Here is a 17,921-nt window from a genome sequence, read left to right as displayed (position 1 = left end):
TGTGTTTTCCTTTTTTCTTGTTCGATGGAAACCAATAAGGGAGTTTCAAAAGATGGAGGCTATTCTTTTCTCTTTTCACTTTCCGGAATTCTGTTCGGCTCTGGCGGAGGGCGGTGGTATAACTCGTGAGGATGCCATCGAATCCACTGTTTCATAAGTTCAAACTGTTTGCCCACAGTGTATACTGATTCTGATTGTGGAAAGCCGAAAATTCTGTTTTCGATTTGCCCAGCCACAATTTGAATAGCTAGCGTGGTTATAGCAAGCCATAATGTAGTATAAAAGACAACTAAAACTCCCCATGAAGATGCAGTCCGAAGGGCAGAGTAACAACCCATGCAAAAGTGAATATTGCTGAAGGCATAATATGAGGTAAAGCAGCTGAAAAGGCAAAAAAGACGATTGCCAACGCAAAATAGTAATTTCTTAGCTTTGGCAAAGTCTTTTTTACTATAGAAAACACGATTAAATCACCTTCTCCTAAACCTATTCCTTCTTTGATGGCTTTTAAAAAGATATCCGCGTTTTTGGGAATTTCAAATGCTTCTTCAAACGCCATTAAGGACGCACAAAAAATACAGATGATTGTGCTCAGTAGCAAGCCAGTTTGGATAATTGTTGCTGTTACAACAAAGGTGAGAATTAGAGCTGAGATAAAAATTAGAAATGGCAGTATAGTGATTATGTCGCTGTGAATTATTGTCCTTTTGCTTGGGTACGGGTCAAAGATGTTGAAGCGTTTGTGGAAAATGTTTTGTGTAAGCTTTTTTGGGATTTTCTGTATTGCACGCGACTTTTTATGTAAGATTAATGAAACAACTAGGGATACGCAGCCTATTGCGATAAGAATTGCAGAGGAAACTAAGAATGGAGTGTCAAGCATGCTTAACTCCATTATAGTTATATTGTAGCTGAAACTTAAAAAGTTGCCGAAGCCTGTTTGAACAAACCAAATCAGTTTTTTCTCACAATTCTCATCCTCTTCCCATGAAGTGTTGTAGTTAATGAGGGAAGATGTTGTAATCTTTTCAAAGTTTGATTGTGAAAATATTTAATTCAATTATGCTTAATTGAGTTGTAAAGGAAGGCAGTTGGCGTTTGGACTGGACAAGACATGTTTAAAAAAATCTTAATTGCTAACCGCGGAGAAATCGCAGTTAGAGTAATTAGAGCATGCAGAGAGTTAGGAGCAAAAGCCGTCGCTGTCTATTCTGAGGCAGACGCGGACTCTCTGCATGTTCAATACGCAGATGAAAGCTACTGCGTTGGACCCGCAGACCCCAGCCTGAGCTACCTAAAAATCAACAAAATAATTGAAGTGGCTAAAAAATCAAAATGTGAGGCAATACATCCTGGTTATGGATTTCTTTCTCAGATCCCAGCTTTCGCCAAAGCTTGTGAAGAGAAGGATATAGAATTCATTGGGCCATCCAGTGAAGTTCTAAAGAAAATGGGAAGCAAAGTTGAAGCCCGCAGAACCGCCGTCAAAGCCGGCGTATCCGCTATTCCTGGAAGCATAGAACCCGCCCGAAGCGCGGATGAGGCAGTTGAAATTGCGGGGCATGTGGGATTTCCGGTTCTGGTGAAAGCTGTTTATGGCGGCGGAGGAAAAGGTATGCGTCTGGTGACGAACAAAAGAGAAATGCGGCAAGCGCTGGAACTTACGGCTTCGGAAGCGGAGAGCTCTTTTGGAAAACGCGAAATTTACGTGGAAAAATTTCTTCCAAGGGCGAGGCACATAGAATTTCAAATTTTAGCCGACAAGCATGGAAAAACTATTCATCTCGGCGAACGCGAGTGCTCGCTTCAGAGGAGATACCAAAAGCTTATCGAAGAAACTCCGTCAATGTTGATGACTGAAAAGCTTAGGAAGGAAATGGGAGCGGCTGCAGTAAAAATTGCGAGAGCAGTAGGCTACGTTAATGCTGGCACTGTCGAATTTCTCGTTGACCAAGAGGGACATTATTATTTTTTGGAGATGAACACTAGGCTTCAAGTTGAACACTTGATTACGGAAATGGCTACTGGCTTAGACATTGTAAAGTCGCAAATCAAAATCGCGGCTAGTCAAAAACTTGAATATAAACAAAGCGACATCGCGCTAAGAGGACACGCGATTAACTGTAGAATCAACGCAGAAGACCCATACAACAATTTCATGCCGTCTCCCGGCATCGTATCCAAACTTCAGTTGCCCGGAGGTCCCGGCGTAAGGGTTGACACTCACCTTTATGTTGGCTATCCTATCTCGGTTTTTTATGACCCTCTCATCGCGAAACTTGCAGTTTGGGGAGAAAACCGCAGGGAAGCAATACAACGAATGAAAAACGCGCTGAACGAATTTCTAATAGTAGGTGTGAAAACCACAGTTCCCTTTCACAAAAAAATCATGGAAGACGAACAGTTTCTCAAAGGAGACATTCACATAAACTTTGTTGACGAAAAAATCGAGAAGCTTATGCCAAAACAAGCCTTAGAAGAGGAGGAAGCCGCCGCGATTATTGCAGTTTTAGCCGACTATGTGGAAAGAAGCGAGACTCGCGCGGTCATTCCAAAAAGAGAGCCTAAAGCGGCTTCTTTATGGAGGCTTGCTGGAAGAACAAGGAGGTTGAGTAAGGCGCTTTGACTCTTCAAGAAGTTTTAGTGAACAAAAAGCCATACAAGATTAGGGTTTTGGAGCGAAATGGCAGTAGCTTTTTGGTGGAAGTGGACGGCAAAACTTTTAGTGTTGTGTTCAGAAATTCGGGACAAGGCAAAGCAGCAGTACTGGAGATTAATGGTAAAACTTTTTCAGCCAGTGTGAATAAGGGTTATGGCGGTTTTCGGCAAATCGTGATTTACAGAAAACTTTTCGATGTTCAATTTCAACCTAAAATTTTGAAAGAGCCGCTTGCACAACAAGAGCCTACACTCAAAGTTGTTAAAAAGCCCACGGCGAGTTTGATTGTTGAAAAGGACGCTGTGACTGCTCCTATTTCTGGCAGAATTGTTTCCTTAAAAGCGGATGTAGGAAGAAAAATTGAGAAAGGCGCGTGCATCTGCGTTTTGGAAGCCATGAAAATGCAAAATCTAGTGATTTCGCATAAGGCTGGAGTTGTAAGAGAAATTAAAGTTTCTGTGGGGGCTGTTGTGAATAAGGGAGATGTTTTGGCAACTATTAGTTGATTTTTGGTTGTTGTTTTGGAAACTCTTTTATTCGATGTTTTGCATGGGGTTAATTGTTCTTTGAGGAGTTGAGAGTAATGTTTGCTGGAATGGACCATGTTGGTGTTGCAGTGAAGAATTTGGATGAGGCTGTTCGCGTTTACTGTGACGTTTTAGGTTTCAAGCTGTTAGGTGTTCATGTTTTAACTGAGCGAAAGGTTAAGGTGGCGTTTCTTTCCACTGGCGGCGAAACGCAGATTGAGCTTTTGGAGCCTCTTGGCGGCGACAGCCCCGTAGCGAAGTTTCTTGAAAGTCGCGGTGAAGGCGTGCACCATTTTGCTGTAGAAGTCGATGATATTAAAGCGGTTTTGACGGAGCTCAAGCGGAAAGGCGTTGTGCTTGTTGATGATAAACCGCGAGAAGGCGCTGAAGGCAAGAAAATAGCGTTTGTTCACCCGAAAAGCACGCGTGGCGTTTTGTTGGAGCTTGTTGAAAAGCCCTAACGGTTAGAAATGCTGTGTCAGCGAAGATAAATTTGGACAAGCTTCAGGAAGGCTTGCGTACAAAACGGTTTGGAAAAAGAATATTTTTCAGTCGTAGTGTTGGCTCGACTAACGAGTGGGCTAAAGAATTAGCCGTGCTTGGCGCTCCGGAAGGAACGGTTGCGATTGCCCAAACTCAGACTGCTGGGCGTGGGCGCTTGGATAGAGTGTGGTTTTCGCCTGAGGGTGGCTTGTGGTTTTCTGTTGTGGTCAAGCCTAAACTTAGGGCTGCAGAAGCGGTTAGGCTTGTTTTTGTGGCTGGTTTGGCTGTGGCTGAAGTTCTGCGGGAGTTGTACGGCTTAAAGGTTGAGACTAAATGGCCTAATGATGTGTTGGTTGAAGAGCGCAAGATTTGTGGTGTATTAGCGGAGATGAGCACGCTTGGCGAAAAAGTCAATTTTGTGGTGCTGGGCGTTGGCGTTAACGTGAATTTTGATGTGAGGAAGGTTTTTCCTAGCGAGTTTTGGGAAAGTGCGACTTCTTTGATGAACGAGCTTGGCAGAAAAGTTAAGTTGGAAGAACTGTTTAGGGTGTTGCTTGAGAGGTTGGACGGTGTTTACGAGCAGTTTTTGAAAGAGGGATTTAATTCGGTTCTGGAAAGATGGAAAAGCTATTCGGGTTTTCTTGGTAAGCAAGTGGTTGTTGCGAGTGAAACTAAAAGGTTATGTGGATTGGCTTTGGATGTTGACAGCGAAGGCGCTCTGGTTCTCAAACTTGAAGAGGGAACCATAAAACGGGTGTTTATTGGAGATATTTTTCCTTTAGGCTAAGATAATTGTTGCTATTTTTAGGACAGCATTGAAGCGTTTAGAGTCTATAAAAAACGTGCCTTTATCAAACGTCCTTTCAACCGTTATTAAATGGATTTTTGCGAAAATTTTTAATTTTTGTCAGTGTAACCATGAAATAGTGGTATTGTGTCTACGAAAAATTGCACGAAGTGGGGCAAACTTATTCCTTCTGACGCGGTATTTTGCCCATATTGTGGAATGTCACTCTCAACTCCCATTAACACTCATTCATTGGGATGGATGATTATGTCTTTTCTCATCTCCTTCTTGTGGTTTAGGATTAACAATAATCCTATATTTCCTCTAGGATTTACTGGAGCGTTACTTATCGCATTATGCTCAGCTGACATTGATAAGACTCTTGGAAAGAAGTCACTTCTTAACTATTCTCTAATATTATCAAGTATAGGCATGATTATTGGGTTTATAGTGCGATAAATGTGCGATGATATGTCTGCAATTTTCGAAGATTGGTGAATCAGATTGGTTTTATGCTTCCATAGGTTCTAAATATTTGTTAAGTTATTATACTGTTTCAATTTGAGGTAATCCATAATGTCAAGCATTAAAGAGCCAAGTGTTGATGAGAAGATTAAGCTTTTACGTGAATTAAACGAACAAGCCAAGCTTGGCGGTGGACAAAAGCGAATTGAAGAGCAACACGCCAAAGGCAAGTTAACCGCTCGCGAACGCATCGAGTTACTGCTTGACCCGGGAAGTTTCAACGAGCTCGACCGTTTCGTGGTTCATCAGTGCACGGAGTTTGGCATGGCTGAAAAGAAGTTTTTAGGCGATGGCGTCGTAACGGGCTACGGCACAATAGACGGCAGGCTCGTTTACGTTTTCAGCCAGGACTTCACTGTTTTCGGCGGTTCGCTTGGTGAGATGTTCGCAAAGAAAGTCTGCAAACTCATGGATTTGGCGTTGAAAACGGGTGCGCCAGTCATAGGTTTAAACGACAGTGGTGGAGCGCGAATTCAAGAAGGCGTTGCAAGTCTCGCTGGTTACGGTGACATATTCTTCCGTAACGTGATAAGTTCCGGCGTTATTCCGCAGATAAGCGCCATTATGGGTCCATGTGCAGGCGGAGCTGTTTATTCGCCAGCCCTAACAGACTTCATAATCATGGTAGACAAAACATCGCACATGTTCATCACTGGTCCAGATGTGGTCAAAGCCGCGCTCGGACAAGAAGTCACATTTGAAGACCTCGGCGGCGCAATGGTACACAGCACAACAAGCGGCGTCGCACATTTTATAGCCCAAAACGAAGAACAGTGCATCCAAATCATAAAGAAGCTTCTGAGCTATCTGCCAAGCAATTATCTAGAAGACCCGCCAGTTGCTGAACCGACAGACGAACCAAACCGCACGGACCAAGGCTTAGCGCGCATTCTTCCAGACGACCCAGACAAACCCTACGACGCAAAAGAAGTAATAACCCGCGTAGTGGACAACGGCGAATTCTTCGAAGTCCAACCTCTGTGGGCGCAAAACATTGTAATCGGCTTTGCGCGTTTGAATGGTAAAACAGTAGGCATTGTTGCTAACCAGCCCATGCATTACGCTGGGGCTTTAGACATAAACAGCAGCATGAAAGCCGGACGCTTCATACGCTTCTGCGACTGCTTCAACATTCCAATAATCACTTTCGTCGACGTGCCAGGCTTCTTACCAGGCATTGAACAGGAGCACGGCGGAATAATCAAACACGGCTCTAAACTATTGTACGCTTACTGCGAAGCCACGGTTCCAAAAATCACGACTATACTGCGCAAATCTTACGGTGGAGCCTACGACGTCATGGGCTCTAAACACAGCGGCGCAGACATAAACTACGCGTGGCCAACAGCCGAAATAGCAGTTATGGGACCACATGGGGCAATAAACATAATCTTCCGCAAAGAAATTGCTGAAGCTAAAGACCCTGAAAAGAAGCGGATGGAACTTGTAAGCGAGTACCGCCAGAAATTCGCAAGCCCTTACATAGCCGCACAGAAAGGCTACATAGACGAAGTCATCGAACCAGCAGAAACCAGACCCAAACTAATCAGTGCACTCGAAAGCCTCGCAACAAAACGTGAACCACGACCAACAAGAAAACACGGAAACATACCACTATAAACTCTTAGCTTGCGACCCGAATCTACTCTTACATTCATCGCATTCACAGTTGACAGCATGGCCACTTGCGACGTTCCTTTTTATAGCCCATTTTAAAAGAGGTATAATTGATTCTCTAAGTTCTACACCGTCGTTTGTGAGTGAATACTCTACCCGTGGGGGTATTTCAGCGAAAAATTTTCTCTCAACCAAACCTTCTATTTGGAGTTCTTTGAGCCTATCTGAAAGAGTCTTCGGACTAAAGCCATGTAACTCTTCCATGAGTCTGTTGAATCTTAACTTTCCATAAGTGCCAATTGCGTTGATGACAAGAATCGCCCATTTTCTGCTGATAACATCCATGATTCCTTCAAGCGGACAGAAACAACTAAAATCATTTTCCTTGCTCATAACACTTTCCACCTAAACACTTGATATCAAATTGTAAACTTTGTAACTTAAATACTGCACTTTTTATAGTAACGCATTAGGGGGACTTTACGAGTATTTGGAGGAAGAAAGATGATTAAAGATGAAGCCAGAGACATTGAAAGCATAAGAAAGAAGTGGGACGAGCATTCGGAGAGATATGATGAGTGGTACAAAACCTTTCACGGCGCTGTTGAACACTACGTCGATTGGGAACTACTAAAAGGGCATCTTCCCAAAAACAGAAACACAAAAATTTTGGATGCGGCTGGCGGCACGGGAAGGATAACGCTTCCTTTAGCTAAGATGGGATACTCAGTTACATTATGTGACATCTCTCCTAAAATGCTTAATGTCGCAAGGCAAAAACTGCTCAGAGAAGGCGTTTTAGACAAAGTAGAAATCTGTGAGTGCGATGTTCACAAGCTTCGTTTTGCTGACGAGAGTTTCGATTTTGTACTCTGCTGGGATGGAATGATAACAACCCCAAAAGAACTCATGCGAGTGACAAAGAAAGGAGGAAAAATCTCCATTTTTCTAGTTAATAAATACGGTTCTGCTGTCAGCATGTTTTGCGAAAACCCCGGAGAAGCACTAGCTCTAGTTAAGTCAAAATCGAAATACGTTTGTCATCACGAAGAAAAACACATGGCTGTAAACGTCGAAGAAGCAAGAGAACTCTTTAAAAAGGAAGGAATAAAGGTTATCGAAGTCTATGCTGTTTGCGGCATGTTAAACCTCCTTTCTATTCCAGTGGAAATTCAAGAATCTCGTAATTGGGACGAAAAATTCTTCAAACAAGTGACTGAGATGCTATTACACTTGAGTAAGGAAACTTCGACTAAAGGATTGTCAAAACATCTAGTCCTATATGGAGAAAAACTTAACCTCATCTTCCAGCATCCTTCCATCTTTTAAATTCTCACCTTCCAATCACTTCACAAAATATCCATTGATGCAAAAACTCTTTCAACACCTAAATTAATTAATAACAGACTTCACTTACATTTTCTACTCTCCCATTCAACCTATATATAAGGGGGGCTAATACCTTTGCCACACAAACCAGTAAAGCTCACCGACACAACATTCCGCGACGCACACCAATCCCTAATGGCAACAAGAATGCGCACAGAAACAATGCTACCAATAGCAGAAAAAATCGACCAAGTAGGCTTCTTCTCACTTGAAATGTGGGGAGGCGCAACCTTCGATGTCGCAATACGTTTTCTCGCAGAAGACCCATGGGAACGCATCCGCCAACTAAAACGCCACATAAAAAAGACGCCTTTCCAAATGCTTCTGCGCGGACAAAACATTGTCGGCTACCGCAACTATCCAGACGACGTACTCGTAAAATTTATAGAGAAAGCCGCAGAAAATGGCATAGACATATTCCGCGTCTTCGACGCCTTAAACGACATTCGCAACATGGAAGTCGCCATCAAAACCGTCAAAAAATGCGGCAAACACGCCCAAGGCACAATCTGCTACACCATCAGCCCAGTCCACACAATAAAATACTACGTAGACTTCGCCAAAAAACTAGCACAACTAAACTGCGACAGCATCTGCATAAAAGACATGGCAGGCATGCTCGCGCCACAACCAGCCTACGAACTCATAACCGCCCTAAAAAAAGAAGTAGGCTTACCAGTACACTTGCATTCACACAGCACAAGCGGTATGGTAATGATGACCTATCTGCGTGCTTGCGAAGCAGACGTAGACATTCTTGACACTGCCTTTTCACCGTTAGCATGGGGCACATCACAACCTCCAGCCGAATCAGTTGTAGCTGCACTGAAAGGAACACCCTACGACACAGAACTAAACCTCGAACTCTTAAGCGAAATCGCAGAATACTTCAGAGAACTCCGCGAAAAATACTACGACCCACTAAAACTAATAGACCCAAAATCCGAACGCGTAGACGCATCAATAATAGTTCACCAGATCCCCGGCGGAATGTTCAGCAACCTCCTCGAACAATTAAAAGAACAGAAAGCCGAACACCGCCTCAAAGAAGTTCTCGAAGAAGTCCCAAAAGTAAGAAAAGAACTTGGTTATCCACCGCTCGTCACGCCTACAAGCCAGCTTGTCGGCATCCAAGCAGTTCTCAACGTAATTTCTGGCAAACGCTACAGCATAGTGCCAAAAGAAATTAAAGACTACGTGAAAGGCTTGTATGGAAAACCGCCAGCCCCAATCGACCCAAAAGTGAAAAAGAAAATAATAGGCGACGAAGAACCCATAACAACTCGCCCAGCAGACCTTCTCGAACCCGCCTTAAACAAAATCCCAGAAGACGTGAAACCCTACATTGAAAGCGAAGAAGACAAAATAACATACGCCCTTTTTCCACAGCAAGCCCTAGAATTCTTCAAGAAAAGAAAAGCCAAACGCGAAGAAGCCAAAACTGGAATTCCCCCCGAAAAACTTGAGGAACTGGAAAAAATTGCAGCTGTTTCTGTTGCAGTCGCAACATGCCTAGCAAGCTCACGTGGGACAAAAGCCTTGATTCCAGTCAGAGCTAAGGCTGTCACATCAAATTGGGTTTTGACTGGCAGACAAAACCTAATAGAATATGGTGCATAACGATGCCAACATACGAAATTTGCATAGACGGCAAACCCAGAAAAATCGAAGTCACAAAAACAAGCGAAAAATCCTTTATGGTAAAAATTGATGAAAAACCATTAAATGTGGAATTGCAAACCGATACATCCGCGTTGGAAAAGCAGTTCTGCATAAAAATAAACGACAAAACATACAAAATAGAACTGCCAAAAATCGACCGAGAAAAACCTTTCCAAGTGAAAGTTGAAGAAGCAACATTTAAAGCGGAAATAAAAACGCCAACAACTAAACCAATGCTGACTGCCTATCAGTCAGTTCTACTTCAACCCACAAAACGAACAACAACACAAAGACAAACCATCGAAGGCGCCGTAGCTGCGCCAATGACAGGCAAAGTAATCGCAGTCAAAGTTAAGAAAGGCGACCAAGTAAAGACTGGTCAAGTGCTCTGCATCATCGAAGCCATGAAAATGGAAAACGAGATAACCGCGCCAAAAAATGGAGTAATCCAAGAAGCTAACGTTTCTGAGGGGTCTTCAGTAAGTGAAGGCGAAATCCTTTTCGTTATCGGCTAGAAAATTGTTGAAGGTTTGTATTCGCCAAAAATTTCACGTAGAACCCCGCAAATCTCACCTAACGTTGCATATTCTTTTACTGCGCCAAGAACGAAAGGCATGAGATTCACTTTTTCGTTTTCTGCGGCTTTGCGCAATTTGCTTAAAACTTCACTCACTTTAGCGTTATTCCTTTCTCTTTTTATCCGTTGCAGCCTACCAATCAAGGTTTTTTCAATTTTCGGGTCTATCTGCATAATTTTTATCGGAATCTCTTCTTCCGTTATGAACTCATTCACACCCACAACTATTCGTTTCTTGCTCTCAACCTCCTTCTGATAGAGATAAGCACTTTCCGTGATCTCGCGTTGCATGAAGCCCTTTTCAATAGCAGCTACAGCTCCACCCATACCGTCAATTTGTTCAATATACTTTTGGGCTTTCTCCTCAATTTCATTCGTCAAATACTCAATGTAATACGAACCAGCCAAAGGGTCAACAGTATCCACTACACCACTTTCATACGCAATAATCTGCTGCGTCCTAAGCGCAACCAGCACAGCTTGATCACTGGGCAACGCGTAAGCTTCATCAAACGAATTCGTGTGTAATGACTGTGTTCCACCCAAAACAGAAGCTAAAGCGTGAAGCGTCGTTCTAACAATGTTGTTGTATGGTTGCTGAGCAGTAAGCAAAACGCCTGAAGTTTGCGTGTGAAAACGCAACATCCACGAAGACGGATTTTTTGCACCAAAACGTTCACGCATAATTTTTGCCCAAAGTTTACGTGCTGCACGGAACTTGGCTATTTCCTCAAAAAAGTTGTTGTGCGCAGCAAAGAAGAAGGATAATCTGCCAGCGAACTTGTCAAGGTCTAAACCACGATTAATTGCCGCTTGTACATAGGCGATTGCATTTGCAAACGTAAAGGCAATTTCTTGAACCGCAGTAGCGCCTGCTTCGCGAATGTGGTAGCCGCTTATGCTTATCGTGTTCCATTGTGGCATGTGCTGAGAGCAGTATTCAAAAATATCCGTAACCATGCGCATTGAAGGCTTCGGCGGAAAAATGTACATGCCTCTAGCAACGTATTCCTTTAAAACGTCGTTTTGGACAGTTCCGCCAAGTTTGGATTGTTCAACGCCCTGCTTCTGCGCAACAGCAATATACATTGCAAGCAAAACGTTTGTAGGCGCATTTATCGTCATAGAAGTCGTAATTTTATCCAAAGGAATTCCATCAAAGACAGTTTCCATATCCCGCAAAGTGCTAACACTCACGCCAGCCTTACCTACTTCACCACGCGCCATAGGATGGTCACAATCATAGCCAACTTGCGTTGGAAAATCAAAAGCGACACTCAAGCCCTTTTGTCCTTGTTCCAGCAAATATTTGAAACGTTTGTTCGTTTGTTCTGCCGTGCCAAAACCTGCATATTGGCGCATGGTCCACAATCTAGCGCGATACATGGTTGGATAAACACCGCGAGTAAATGGATACTCGCCTGGAAACCCTAAATCTCGCAGATAATCATGTTCTGCAATGTCAACAGGGGTGTAAACTCGATTAACTGGAATGTCGGAGGTGGTTGTGAATTCTCCTTTTTCAGGGAGTTTCTCAAAACTCTTAGCAACTGTTTCCTTCTCCCACTTCTCCTTTAGCTTGCGGATTTCCTCCAACTTGTGCCTATCAAACATTTTCAGTACACCTTGAAACTAGACTGTTGACTGAAACATAAAAGAATTATTAGCAGAATTACTCTTGTCCTACGACTAAAACAAACATCCAGTTATTCTATTCAACTATTTTTATAAGCCAAAAATTAGCATCACTGACCCTATATATATATTATAATGCTTCGCAGTGCTTACGGGATAAACCTTTGGATTTACAGTTCTATCCACAACTTCCCTTTTATTCACTATCTCTAATCGAACAGATGAGTTTCTCAACCATATTCTTGCATTCTTTAACGCCTTTCTTGTTTCTGAGAACCTCACCCTTGGCGTCACCGGCTTTGACGGCGGCTCCAAGGCAAGGTGGCTTATCACTACGCACTAATTTCAATCCCAAATACTCAATGTAATCTGCGACAATCTTCAGCGTTCCTTTTTCAACCTTTCCCGTGCCCGACGTAATAAAAATGCAGAAGGGTTTTTCCTCAGAAAAAAGCCGATAATCCGGATTTTTAGCTGTGTGTTGATATCCTTCATGAGTCCGCATGTGCTGAATAGTGTCTAATCTTTCTAAGAAGCATAAGAACTTAGAAGCCACGAAAAGATATTTCGGAATAACAAAAACTATTCCATCTGCACTTTTAATTTTCTTTATGATACTGTTTACATCGTCTTCCAAAATACAATTGTTGCTTACGCATTTTTCGCATAGATTGCAGAACTCTATTTTCTTATTAGCCAACTGGATTATTTCATAATCGGCCCCCGTTGGTTCGAGAACGGCTTTTGCAAGCGCATAGGAATTTCCGTTTTTCCTATGAGAGCCAATAATCGCCAAAATTTTTAATTTTGATTTCATGGACTTAGATAAATCAACTGTTCATTTAAACGTTTTCGGCATCTTCTGTCATGATTTTTGCAGATTCTTTGAACAGCTTTTCAAAAAAGTTTCTCTTTAGTCTCGGTCCTTTTCCAATGCCTGGGCATTCGCTTGTGTATGTGAATGCGAATTTGTTGTCTCCCTTATTTTCAAGTTGGAAAGGATAGAACCTGCAAATTAGCGGTCTCGCTTCATAAATCATACATAGATTATCCTTTAAGAATACACATTTCCCTTCTGTGTTCTTTTTCATACGATATGCATAAGGTTCTGAACCCTTAATTTTTTCAGCAAAAACCTCAATGTTCTTCGAAGTGTTCCGCGATATGCGTTCAGCTTCAATTTTCAAAAGAAGAATTTGCCTAACTCTTACTTTGGTGTCACCACAGCAAATAGAGCAGCGTTCACAAACAAAACGAACATGTTTGGGATATTCAAAGCTCAATATGCTATACTCTCAAATAACTTGCCATCACTCAAAAGTAAATAAAACTTTAGGCTTGACTGAAATGAATATATAACAACTCTAAATCATAAATATTATAGACTCCTAAGGAAGTTCATCGTTGAAAATAAAAGTCGAATATCTCGGTCACATAAAAAACATAATTCGCAGTATGCGAGAAGAAGAGGTTGAAATTCAAAAAGACGCCTCAATCGCCGACTTGTTAGAACTGCTTTCTGAGAAGTATGGAGAACCCTTCCGAAAGGCTGTCTACGAACCCAAAGGCGCTGACGTGAAGGCAAATTACATCATCACCGTGAACGGTTATCTGCTGAACCAGTTAGACGGCGTAAAAACCAAACTCAAACATGGAGACCACGTTATTCTATTGCCAATCGTGAGTGGCGGCTGAAACAAAAACGTTTTAGGTTAAAAGCAACAATAAGAGTTTCTTTCACGGGTGAAAAATCTTGAAAAGAATAAACACTTTAAAGCAAATAGCCTTTGAAAAGAAAGGTTTCGACGGATTTTTAGTCACAAACGAAACCAACCTCGTATATCTCACAGGCTTTCCAGGTGCCGCTTGCTTATTAATTCCGAAAAAGGGCGAAAATACAATTTACGTTTACGGCGTTAACTACGAGCAAGCAAAAGCTGAGGGAAAAGACTTCAAAGTCGAACTTGTAAAACGCGGCGAAAAATTGCCCGAAAAACTAGGCATACAAATGAAGGAGTGCAAAATCAAAAAACTCGCAGTAGACACACTTAGTTATGATAGTTATCGCCTTTTTGCAAAAGCTATGAGAGGCAAAGCAAAACTGAAAATTCAAGGCAAGCTAGTTTGGGAACTTCGCAAAGTGAAAGACGAAAAAGAGCTTGAGCTGATGCGAAAAGCCGGAGAACTCACGACTCAAGGAATGAAAGTTGCGCATGAAACGATAAGACCCGGAGTGAAGGAGTATGAGGTAGCCGCAGAAATCGAGTATGCAATGCGAAAGTGTGGTTGCTGGGGCACAGCCTTCGACACCATTGTGGCTTCGGGCGTTCGCTCTGCTTTTCCTCATGGTGGCTGCACTGATAGAGAAATCAGAAAAGGCGACTTGGTTGTTGTTGACATAGGTGCCATATATCGCTTCTATCGCTCAGATATGACGAGAACCTTTGCGGCGGGAAAACCGTCAGAAAAGCAAAGGAAAATCTACGAAATTGTGAGGCTGGCTCAAGAGAAAGCCTATCAAGCCATAAAACCCAAAGCAAAAGCAAAAGAAGTCGACGCAGCAGCCAGAAAAGTGATAACAGATGCCGGCTACGGAGAATATTTCGTTCACGGTTTAGGTCATGGTGTAGGCTTGGAAGTTCATGAACCGCCAGTATTGAGTCCAGAAAGCAAGGATAAACTTGTGGTTGGCAATGTTGTTACGAATGAACCTGGCATTTACCTTGCTGGTTTTGGCGGTTTCCGCATCGAGGACACTGTTTTGGTGCAGAAGCGTAAAGGTGAAAAATTCACTGATGGCTTGTACAGCTTAGAGGTTGCAAAGTAAACAATTTAAATATGCCATATGTCATTAATTACTACTTGAGGAGACATCAACCATGAAAAACATGGCAGTCATAATAATTGACATGCTTAACGATTTTGTAACTGGAGATTTAAAATGCGAAAGAGCCAAACCCATAATTCCAAACCTAAAAAAACTGATTGAGGCTGCACGCAAACACGGCGTTCCCGTCATCTACAGCAACGATGCGCACTATCCACAAGATGTTGAAGTTGTTGAAAAATGGGGGAAACACGCCATAAAAGGCACAAAAGGAGCAGAAGTAATCCTTGAACTTAAGCCTACAGCGAAAGATTACGTTGTTGAGAAGCGCACTTACAGCGGCTTCTACGAAACTGGCTTAGAACCGTTACTGAGAAGTCTATACAACGGAGAAGGTGCTAAAACAGTCATTTTAGGTGGATTACACACAAACATATGCGTTAGACACACGGCTGCGGACGCTTTCTTCAGAGGATACAAAATAATAATAGCCAAAGACGGAGTAGAAGCCTTCACGCAGGAAGACCACGAACAAGGACTGAAATATCTAGAATACGTTTACAACGCAAAAATAATGACCGTAGACCAAATCATAAAGGAATTTGGCAAATCCTAATTTTTCTCCGAAGAAAATCAAGCAAACGCTGGGCTTAAAAACGGGAAAAAGGCTATTTTTCTAGGTTAAATTCGAGATGCAAAGAAAAATTTAAAAGCAACCTATGCATGCATATTGAAGATTGTGTGAGGAGAATGGTAGAAAAATAATTTTATCCCCTCTCCTTTCTCCCCTTATAAGTTGCCTACCGTTCTCCTCACGACCAATTTAATACATTTTTAGACACTTATAGCTTGTGGAACAATCTTCTAGTACCCATTTTAAGACATGCAGATGCACCGGAAAGGTTTAAAGTAAATGGTTATGCCAATTGATGGTTAAGAGTGTGTTTGAAATGGCGAAGATTTTGGTTGTTTACGATTCTAAGAGTGGCAACACAGAGAAGATGGCGTTTGCTGTTGCTGAAGGCGCAAAAGAAATTAAAGGTGTGACTGTGGACGTGAAGAAAGTTGACCAAACAACAGTTGAAGATTTGCTTGGTGCTGATGGAATAGTTATGGGGTCGCCAACGTATTATGGGTTAATGTCTGCCAAGCTCAAGGCTCTGTTTGATGAGTCTGTTAAAGTTCATGGAAAACTTGAGGGAAAAGTAGGCGCAGCCTTCACAAGCTCAGGTGGAACAGCAACAGGCGCAGAAACCACCATACTATCCATATTGCAAGCTATGCTTGTGCACGGCATGATTGTTCAGGGTCGTGCAAACGATAAACACTATGGAGCTGCTGTTGTTGGCTCTCCACATGAAAAAGGGCTGGAGTCTTGTAAAGAGTTGGGAAAGCGTGTAGCCAATCTCGCCACAAAACTGACCACATAATTTGCATAATGGGCCCGAGGCGATTTGAACGCCTGACCAACAGGTCTCTCAGCGCATGCGTTTATGAGCCTGTCGCTCTAACCTAGCTGAGCTACGGGCCCGTGCTGTTCGTTCGCATTTTATATGCTATTTCAGAGTTAATTTAAACGTTTTCTGCTTATAGGCGTTCGTGAAAGATTTAAAAGGGTTGTTTGCTGTTAAGATTAGATTTTGGAGAGAAACCTTATGGAATTGAAGGTTTTCACGTTGCCTACTTGTCCAACTTGCCCGTTAGCTAAAACGTTTGCTTTTGAAGTGGCGCAGAAGTTTGGGATAGCTTTTAAAGAGGTTAATATGGCGACTGAAGAAGGTGCAAAGGAAGGGTTGGCTTATGCTATTATGAGTACTCCGAGTATTGCTATTGATGAAGAAGTCATTGTGCGTGGGCGGTTCATTTCCAAGGAAAAGCTTGAGGAGGAAGTTAGTAGAAGATTGGAGAAATGGAAGGCGCGTGCGTCCAAAGAGTAGATTTAGCACGTAAAGCTTATCCTTGATGATAGGCATATCACATTTTGAGAGAAAAGCTTTGTCAGAAATTAAAAATGCCATAATTATTTTTCATTACGCAGAAAAAATCAAATCAAACCTAATCATTACTTCTAGTCTTTTGAGTATTTTAGAAAGTTTTAAAGATGAAGAGATTGCTGGTGCGGAGAAGCTTTTGGTTGCTTATTTTAACGCTCTCATTCAAGAAGTTAACATTGCCGCAAACGCTTCGGGTGTTCAAGGTTTTCGAGACGTGAGTGTAAAGCTTGAAGATGCTATTGAACAAACGAAACAGCACAATTATGCTAACTCGGTGAAGCTTGTTTCTGAGGCAATATCGCTTACAACAACAAGCGGAAATCAAGCAGCCGAAACACTGAAAAAGAACAACTTCATCTAGCGCTGCGACCTTTCGTAATGATACAAGTATTCCTGAGCATAACCAGCATATTCGCCAAAATACCTTCGTCCAAACAAGCTCAATTTCTCATATTCCGCTTTTCCAAACGATTTTTGAGATGAGAGTCTCTTGATAAATTCACTTCCAAAATGGTCCGCGTAATACTTTAAGATTATGCGTTTTATCCACACGTCGACTGGAAAAGCTTCCAATTTTTCGAGAGAAAAAAGCGAAACGCAATCTGCAACTTTCAAACCGACTCCTGGAAGCTTAAGCAATTCGCTACGTGCCTTCATGTAACTTGTCTTCGTTAAATCCTCAAGACAGAAATTGCCCTCATGTACCATTTTTGCAGTTTCCAAAACATACTCTGCTCTATAACCTAAACCACATTTATGCAATTCTTGCTTGTTTGCCTTTACAAGAGTCGCTGGAGTTGGAAAAGTGTAAAAATTAAGTCCCTCAAAAACTACTTTTTTTCCGAATTTTCTTGAAAGGTTAAGAAGCATTTTCTTTATGGCTGGGATGTTCTTGTATGTTGCGCAAATGTATGAAATCAAACATTCCCACGGGTCTTGACGGAGAATTCGTAAACCTTTAAACTTCTCTGCTGCAGTCTCGACATATTTATCTTTGCTTATTTGTGAAAGGATTTTTGGCAAATTGTCATTTAGCCCAAAATATTCTCTTACAAAATCTTCACTAGCATTCTCAAATTCCAGTTCCTCATTAATCTGACGTATTTTAAAGATTTTTTCTCCGATAACGCCAAACCACCACTCGCCTATCTTATCCCATCTGAAAACTTGACCACAACAAAGTGTGACGTCAAGGTTGAATGGGCATGAGTGACTTAGCAGTATTTTCATTTGATTCTC

Annotated in this window: 21 protein-coding genes and 1 tRNA gene; 14 read left to right on the top strand and 8 right to left on the bottom strand. The window is 42.1% G+C overall.

Annotated features, from left to right (window positions below; all coding sequences use genetic code 11):
• Positions 1-59 precede the first annotated feature (59 nt).
• Entirely contained in the window at positions 60-236 is a 177-nt protein-coding gene (locus HM003_06665; protein MBX5329012.1) for a hypothetical protein, read from the bottom strand.
• 53 nt (positions 237-289) lie between these two features.
• Positions 290-883, bottom strand: a complete 594-nt coding sequence (locus tag HM003_06660) for a hypothetical protein (GenBank protein ID MBX5329011.1) — start codon at positions 881-883, stop codon at positions 290-292.
• A gap of 231 nt (positions 884-1,114) precedes the next feature.
• Between HM003_06660 and accC the strand changes: the two genes are divergently transcribed.
• From accC to HM003_06635, 5 genes are all read left to right on the top strand, one after another.
• Entirely contained in the window at positions 1,115-2,626 is a 1,512-nt protein-coding gene (gene accC / locus HM003_06655) for an acetyl-CoA carboxylase biotin carboxylase subunit (GenBank protein ID MBX5329010.1), read from the top strand.
• On the top strand, positions 2,623-3,165 hold the full coding sequence (locus HM003_06650) for a biotin attachment protein (GenBank protein MBX5329009.1): 543 nt from the start codon (positions 2,623-2,625) through the stop codon (positions 3,163-3,165). The genes accC and HM003_06650 overlap by 4 nt, the downstream gene beginning before the upstream one ends.
• 77 nt (positions 3,166-3,242) lie before the next feature.
• A complete protein-coding gene (gene mce / locus HM003_06645) occupies positions 3,243-3,647 on the top strand; it encodes a methylmalonyl-CoA epimerase (protein MBX5329008.1) in 405 nt (134 codons plus the stop codon).
• 14 nt (positions 3,648-3,661) lie between these two features.
• Entirely contained in the window at positions 3,662-4,456 is a 795-nt protein-coding gene (locus tag HM003_06640) for a biotin--[acetyl-CoA-carboxylase] ligase (GenBank protein ID MBX5329007.1), read from the top strand.
• A 576-nt stretch (positions 4,457-5,032) separates the two neighbouring features.
• Positions 5,033-6,601 (top strand): methylmalonyl-CoA carboxyltransferase, encoded by a 1,569-nt coding sequence (locus HM003_06635; GenBank protein MBX5329006.1) that lies wholly within the window; start codon positions 5,033-5,035, stop codon positions 6,599-6,601.
• Here HM003_06635 and HM003_06630 read toward each other — a convergent pair.
• Positions 6,596-6,991, bottom strand: a complete 396-nt coding sequence (locus HM003_06630) for a helix-turn-helix transcriptional regulator (GenBank protein ID MBX5329005.1) — start codon at positions 6,989-6,991, stop codon at positions 6,596-6,598. The two genes, HM003_06635 and HM003_06630, sit on opposite strands and share 6 nt — an antisense overlap.
• 111 nt (positions 6,992-7,102) lie before the next feature.
• On the opposite strand from HM003_06630, the gene HM003_06625 reads away from it, so the two are divergent.
• From HM003_06625 to HM003_06615, 3 genes are all read left to right on the top strand, one after another.
• Entirely contained in the window at positions 7,103-7,927 is an 825-nt protein-coding gene (locus HM003_06625) for a class I SAM-dependent methyltransferase (GenBank protein ID MBX5329004.1), read from the top strand.
• A 135-nt stretch (positions 7,928-8,062) separates the two neighbouring features.
• Entirely contained in the window at positions 8,063-9,607 is a 1,545-nt protein-coding gene (locus HM003_06620) for an oxaloacetate decarboxylase subunit alpha (protein MBX5329003.1), read from the top strand.
• A gap of 2 nt (positions 9,608-9,609) precedes the next feature.
• The gene (locus tag HM003_06615; protein MBX5329002.1) at positions 9,610-10,164 is read left to right on the top strand and encodes a biotin/lipoyl-binding protein; all 555 of its coding nucleotides are present in this window, start codon (positions 9,610-9,612) and stop codon (positions 10,162-10,164) included.
• Here HM003_06615 and HM003_06610 read toward each other — a convergent pair.
• The 3 genes from HM003_06610 to HM003_06600 form a co-directional block, all read right to left on the bottom strand.
• Positions 10,161-11,840, bottom strand: coding sequence for a methylmalonyl-CoA mutase family protein (locus HM003_06610; GenBank protein ID MBX5329001.1), 1,680 nt, complete (start codon positions 11,838-11,840; stop codon positions 10,161-10,163). The two genes, HM003_06615 and HM003_06610, sit on opposite strands and share 4 nt — an antisense overlap.
• 217 nt (positions 11,841-12,057) lie before the next feature.
• Complete coding sequence (locus HM003_06605; protein ID MBX5329000.1) at positions 12,058-12,678, bottom strand: flavodoxin family protein; 621 nt, start codon at positions 12,676-12,678, stop codon at positions 12,058-12,060.
• A gap of 25 nt (positions 12,679-12,703) precedes the next feature.
• On the bottom strand, positions 12,704-13,144 hold the full coding sequence (locus HM003_06600) for a YkgJ family cysteine cluster protein (GenBank protein MBX5328999.1): 441 nt from the start codon (positions 13,142-13,144) through the stop codon (positions 12,704-12,706).
• A 121-nt stretch (positions 13,145-13,265) separates the two neighbouring features.
• Here HM003_06600 and HM003_06595 point away from each other — a divergent pair, with 121 nt between their 5' ends.
• From HM003_06595 to HM003_06580, 4 genes are all read left to right on the top strand, one after another.
• Positions 13,266-13,556 carry a MoaD/ThiS family protein gene (locus tag HM003_06595; GenBank protein ID MBX5328998.1) on the top strand — a complete coding sequence of 97 codons (291 nt, stop codon included), beginning with the start codon at positions 13,266-13,268 and terminating at the stop codon, positions 13,554-13,556.
• 58 nt (positions 13,557-13,614) lie between these two features.
• The gene (locus HM003_06590; GenBank protein MBX5328997.1) at positions 13,615-14,688 is read left to right on the top strand and encodes an aminopeptidase P family protein; all 1,074 of its coding nucleotides are present in this window, start codon (positions 13,615-13,617) and stop codon (positions 14,686-14,688) included.
• Between the two features lie 52 nt (positions 14,689-14,740).
• The gene (locus HM003_06585) at positions 14,741-15,304 is read left to right on the top strand and encodes a cysteine hydrolase (protein MBX5328996.1); all 564 of its coding nucleotides are present in this window, start codon (positions 14,741-14,743) and stop codon (positions 15,302-15,304) included.
• A gap of 334 nt (positions 15,305-15,638) precedes the next feature.
• On the top strand, positions 15,639-16,118 hold the full coding sequence (locus HM003_06580; protein MBX5328995.1) for a flavodoxin family protein: 480 nt from the start codon (positions 15,639-15,641) through the stop codon (positions 16,116-16,118).
• Between the two features lie 9 nt (positions 16,119-16,127).
• Here the strand turns inward: HM003_06580 and HM003_06575 are convergent.
• Positions 16,128-16,219, bottom strand: a tRNA-Ile gene (locus tag HM003_06575).
• 124 nt (positions 16,220-16,343) lie between these two features.
• Between HM003_06575 and HM003_06570 the strand changes: the two genes are divergently transcribed.
• Together HM003_06570 and HM003_06565 are read left to right on the top strand one after the other, a co-directional pair.
• Positions 16,344-16,625: a thioredoxin family protein gene (locus HM003_06570; GenBank protein MBX5328994.1), complete on the top strand. Its 282-nt coding sequence runs from the start codon at positions 16,344-16,346 to the stop codon at positions 16,623-16,625.
• Positions 16,626-16,683: 58 nt separating this feature from the next.
• On the top strand, positions 16,684-17,043 hold the full coding sequence (locus HM003_06565; protein ID MBX5328993.1) for a hypothetical protein: 360 nt from the start codon (positions 16,684-16,686) through the stop codon (positions 17,041-17,043).
• Here the strand turns inward: HM003_06565 and HM003_06560 are convergent.
• A complete protein-coding gene (locus HM003_06560) occupies positions 17,040-17,912 on the bottom strand; it encodes a hypothetical protein (protein ID MBX5328992.1) in 873 nt (290 codons plus the stop codon). The genes HM003_06565 and HM003_06560 overlap by 4 nt on opposite strands.
• Positions 17,913-17,921 lie beyond the last annotated feature (9 nt).

It is taken from the genome of Candidatus Bathyarchaeota archaeon A05DMB-5 (assembly GCA_019685655.1).
Lineage (GTDB): Archaea > Thermoproteota > Bathyarchaeia > Bathyarchaeales > Bathycorpusculaceae > DSLH01.
The sequence above is the reverse complement of the archived record's forward strand: the minus strand, read 5'-3'. Positions and strand labels throughout refer to the sequence as shown.